At 65.2% G+C, this 4,851-nt stretch carries 2 protein-coding genes and 2 pseudogenes; 1 reads left to right on the forward strand and 3 read right to left on the reverse strand.

The features are described from left to right. Positions 1-2,126: pseudogene (locus ENZ75_RS21140) on the reverse strand (CarD family transcriptional regulator); the annotation flags it as partial. A 73-nt stretch (positions 2,127-2,199) separates the two neighbouring features. Next, positions 2,200-2,487 carry a succinate dehydrogenase assembly factor 2 gene (locus ENZ75_RS21145; RefSeq protein WP_013531907.1) on the reverse strand — a complete coding sequence of 96 codons (288 nt, stop codon included), beginning with the start codon at positions 2,485-2,487 and terminating at the stop codon, positions 2,200-2,202. A gap of 92 nt (positions 2,488-2,579) precedes the next feature. Between ENZ75_RS21145 and recG the strand changes: the two genes are divergently transcribed. Next, positions 2,580-4,688, forward strand: a complete 2,109-nt coding sequence (gene recG / locus ENZ75_RS21150; RefSeq protein ID WP_024503566.1) for an ATP-dependent DNA helicase RecG — start codon at positions 2,580-2,582, stop codon at positions 4,686-4,688. Here recG and ENZ75_RS21155 read toward each other — a convergent pair. Next, a pseudogene (locus ENZ75_RS21155) lies at positions 4,640-4,851 on the reverse strand (hypothetical protein); the annotation flags it as partial. The gene recG and the pseudogene ENZ75_RS21155 overlap by 49 nt on opposite strands.

Here is a 4,851-nt window from a genome sequence, read left to right on the forward strand (position 1 = left end):
CCTTGGCGCCGACCAGCCGCGACGCCTGGGCGACGCGGATCGGCAGGCCGGAAAACCGCTGCGAAAACGTCTTGAAATGCTGGCGTGACAGCAATGTCGTCGGCACCACCACCGCCACCTGAAAACCTTCCATCGCCGCGATGAAGGCGGCACGCAGCGCCACTTCGGTCTTGCCGAAACCGACATCGCCGCAGATCAGCCGGTCCATCGGCTTGCCGGCAGCAAGATCGTCGCGCACCGAATCGATGGCCGTCTGTTGGTCGTCGGTCTCTTCATAGGGAAAAGCGGGCGGCGAACTCGCCATAGAGGCCTTCTGCCGGCACCAGTGGCGGCGCCGAGCGCATCTGCCGCTCGGCGGCGATGCGGATCAACTGACCGGCCATGTCGAGCAGGCGCTTCCTCAGCCGCGCTTTGCGCGACTGCCAGGCGCCGCCGCCAAGCTTGTCCAGCGTCGCCTCGGCCGTGTCAGAACCGTAGCGCGACAGGAGTTCGATGTTTTCCACCGGCAGGAACAGCCGGTCGTCGCCGGCATAGTGGATTTCCAGGCAGTCATGCGGCGCGCCGACCGCTTCGATGGTGCGCAGGCCAATGAAACGGCCAATGCCGTGGTCGGCATGGACGACAATGTCGCCGGCCGACAGCGCCGAGGCCTCGGCAATGAAATCCGAGGGACGTTTCTTGCGTTTCGAGCGCCGGATCAGCCGGTCGCCCAAAATGTCCTGTTCGGCGACGACGACCAGTTTTTCGGTCTCGAAGCCGGATTCGAGCGGCAGCACGGCCAGGGCCGCCTGCCCCGGCTCGAGCTTTTCGGCTTCCGCCAGCGTCACGACCTGCTTGAGGTTGCCGAGATGGTGTTCGGCGAGGATCTGGCCAAGCCGGTCGAGCGAGCCTTCGGTCCAGCCGGCGATGACGACGCGGCGGCGCGCCGCGCGCTCATCGGCGATGTGTTTGACGACGACATCGAACACGTTGGCGTTCGGATCGGCGCGCTCCTCGACGAAGCTGCGGCCGTGGCGCGAACCGGCGTGATAGACCTTCTTGGCGCCAATGTCGGGCGCGTCGAATGGCGTAAAGTCGATCGCTTCGCGCGGCCCGAGCGAGGTGATCAGGTTTTCCGGGGAGAGATAGAGCAGGTCCGGCGCGACTGGCTTATAGGGCACCGCATCCTTCAGCGCGCCATCGGCCTGCTTCCTGCGCGCCTCGTAGTGATCGAGGATCAGCGTGTGGCGCTCGGCCAGCGCCTCATGCGCCAGATGGTCGAAGATGACGGGCGTGTCAGGCAGATAGTCGAACACCGTCTCCAGCCGTTCGTAAAAGAACGGCAGCCAGTGCTCCATGCCAGCGAAGCGACGCCCTTCGCTGACCGCCGCATAGAGCCCGTCGTCGCGCTGCGGTGCGCCGAAGGCTTCGATATAGGAGCGGCGGAAGCGGCTGATGGTTTCCGGCGTCAGCGCCACTTCGCTCATCGCTTGCAGCGCCATCGACTTGCGTTGACCGGTGGTGCGCTGCGTGGCGGCGTCGAACACACGGATCGATTCCAGCGTGTCGCCGAAGAAATCGAGCCTGAGCGCCTCGGTCCAGCCGGGGGCGAACAGGTCGAGAATGCCGCCGCGCACCGCGAACTCGCCGATGCCGCGCACTGTCGGCACACGCTCGAAACCGGACGTTTCCAGCCGCGAGACCAGTGCGTTCATGTCGATCTGGTTGCCGGGCCTGGCATGAAAAGTCTGCGCCTCGACCAACTCGGACGGCGGAATGCGCTGCAGCAGCGCATTGGCGGTGGTGAGGATGACGGCGCGGTGCGGCTTCTTCGCCAGAGCGATCATGGCGGTCAGCGCATCGAGGCGCTTGGCGGCCGCATCGGAGCCGGGCGAGACGCGGTCGTAGGGCAAGCAATCCCAGGCCGGCAGTTCCAGCACCGGCAGGCCGGGGGCCGCGAAGGACAATGCCTCGATGATCGCCGGCAGGCGCTGACCGTCGCGCGCGACGAACAGAACCGGCTTGTCGGGCGCGATCTCGAGCGCCGCCTGCACCAGCGCAAAGGCTTCGTAGCCGTCGGCGACGCCATCGACGATGAACTGACCGGCGCGGCCTTTCGGCAGACCGATGGTGGGAATGAGGCTCATGAAATCACGGTCTTGTTTCATCGCAATTCCGAACGGAAAACCGCTTCGTTACTTTTCCTGGAATTGCTTGTGTTCAGAATGTCAGAGAGCGGCGGAAAGCCAGGATCTTTCGCAGGACGGCACAATCGATATCGGCCGGAACCGGGCGTTCGCCGGTGACCATGGGCAGGAATTCGGTATCGGGAATGTCGAGGAGCCTCTCATATTGGTCGATTTCCTCGTTGGTCAAGACGCCGATCTCAGCGTCGGCGAAAGTGCCGAGGATCAGGTCCATCTCGCGCATGCCGCGATGCCAGGAGCGAAACAGAAGCTTGCGGCGGCGCACGTCCAGCCCCTCGCTTGATCTCGTCGTTCCGGTCATCGTACCGCATCCTTGCTTGCTGCGGCGCATATAGCGTGGATAGAAGGGGCTGTCAGCCTTGCGCTGCCGCCGTCGCAACATAAGCTGACATCATGCGCCCGACCATCCTCGATCCCTTGTTTGTCCCGATTACGTCGCTTGCAGGCGTCGGACCGAAAGTCGGCGCGCTGATCGAGAAGGTTGTTCCGGCCGATCTCGGCGACCGCGCGGCGCGTGCCGGCGATCTTCTGTTCGTGCTGCCGCACACCGTCATCGACCGGCGCAGTCGGCCTGGTATCGCGGGATCCGCGGAAGGCCAGATCGTCACGCTCGATGTGCGCATCGACCGCCACCAGCCGCCACCGCGTGGCAACAGGTCGGTGCCCTACCGGGTCTTCGCCCATGACGATACCGGAGAGATCGCGCTGACCTTCTTCCATGCTCACGCCTCCTATCTCGAAAAGGCGATGCCCGAGGGCGAGCATGTCGTGGTCTCGGGCCGCATGGAATGGTTCAACGGCCGCCCGAGCATGGTCCACCCCGACCATATTGCGCTGGCCAGCGAAGCGGAAAACCTGCCGCTGGTCGAACCGGTCTATCCTCTGACAGCCGGGCTCTCGGGCAAGGTGCTGCGCCGGGCGATCGGCCAGGCGCTGACGCGCGTGCCTGAATTTCCCGAATGGCAGGACGGCGCCTTCATGCGGCGGCACACCTTTGCGGCCTTTGGCGATGCGCTTGCCCGCATCCACAATCCGGCCGACCCGATTGACGTCTCCATCGATGGTGCCGCCTGGCGGCGGCTCGCCTATGACGAGTTGCTGGCGGGCCAGGTCTCGCTGGCGCTGGTGCGAGCGAAAGTCCGCAGGCTGTCCGGGCGACCCCTGGTCGGCGACGGCCGCATCGTCGAAAAACTGCGGGCCGCACTGTCCTATTCGCTGACATCAAGCCAGGAGTTTGCGCTGGCCGAAATCAATGCCGACCTCGCCGACCCAGAGCGCATGCTGCGGCTTCTGCAGGGCGATGTCGGTTCCGGCAAGACTGTCGTCGCGCTGCTGGCCATGGCGCGTGCCGTCGAGGCCGGCGGCCAGGCAGCCTTGATGGCACCGACCGAAATCCTGGCGCGCCAGCATCTTGCGACCATCACGCCGCTTGCCGCCAAGGTAGGGCTTCGCATCGCCATCCTCACCGGTCGCGAGAAGGGCCGCGAACGCGCGGATACGCTGGTCGGCCTGGCAACCGGCGAGATCGACATCGTCGTCGGCACCCACGCGCTGTTCCAGGAGACCGTCACCTTCAAAGACCTCGTCTTCGCCGTCATCGACGAGCAGCATCGTTTCGGCGTCCATCAGCGGCTTGCCATCACCGCCAAGGGCGACGCGCCAGACATGTTGGTGATGACGGCCACTCCTATCCCGCGCACCCTGGTGCTGACCGCTTTCGGTGACATGGACGTGTCGAAACTGACGGAAAAACCGGCCGGCCGCCAGCCGATCCGTACCGTTACGCTGCCGCTCGAGCGGCTCGACGAACTGGTCGCCCGCATGGTGGACGCCGTCGCCGGCGGCCAGAAGATCTACTGGATCTGTCCGCTGGTCGAGGAATCCGAAGAGATCAAACTGATGTCGGCCGAAGACCGCTTCGCCTCGCTGAAACCATTGTTCGGCGATCGCATCGGTCTCGTTCACGGCCGCATGAAGGGTGCCGAGAAGGACGAGGCGATGCGCGCCTTCAAGCAGGGCGAGACACGCATCCTGATCGCCACCACCGTCATCGAGGTCGGCGTCGATGTGCCGGACGCCACCGTCATGGTCATCGAGCATGCAGAGCGCTTCGGCCTGGCCCAGTTGCACCAGCTGCGCGGCCGGGTCGGACGCGGTGACAAGCCCTCCTCATGCGTGCTGCTCTACAAGGACCCGCTCGGCGAGACCGCAAAACGCCGGCTGTCGGTGATGCGCGAGACCGAGGATGGGTTCCTGATCGCCGAGGAGGACCTGAAGCTGCGCGGCGAAGGCGAATTGCTGGGCACCCGCCAGTCGGGCACGCCGGGCTTCCAGGTGGCTCGCATCGAGGCGCATGCCGACCTTCTGGAGGCCGCCCGCGACGATGCCAGGCTGATCCTGTCACGCGATCCGGAGCTGCAATCGCAGCGTGGTGAGGCGTTGCGCCTGCTGCTTTACTTGTTCGGTCGCGACGAAGCCGTGCGGCTTCTGCGCGCCGGCTGAGCCAGGGCGGCAACCGAAGGGTTGGCGAGCATCCCTTCGATCGGCTCGCCATTCACGACAACCATTTGCTTTACTTCGGGCGCCACCAGACCGGCGGAGACGATCAGCTTGGCGCCATCCTCGATCGTCATGTCGAGCGGCACGATGTCCGACTTCGGCACAT

The sequence above is a fragment of the Mesorhizobium sp. M7A.F.Ca.CA.002.04.1.1 genome, assembly GCF_004022805.1.
GTDB classification, from domain to species: Bacteria; Pseudomonadota; Alphaproteobacteria; order Rhizobiales; family Rhizobiaceae; genus Mesorhizobium; species Mesorhizobium ciceri.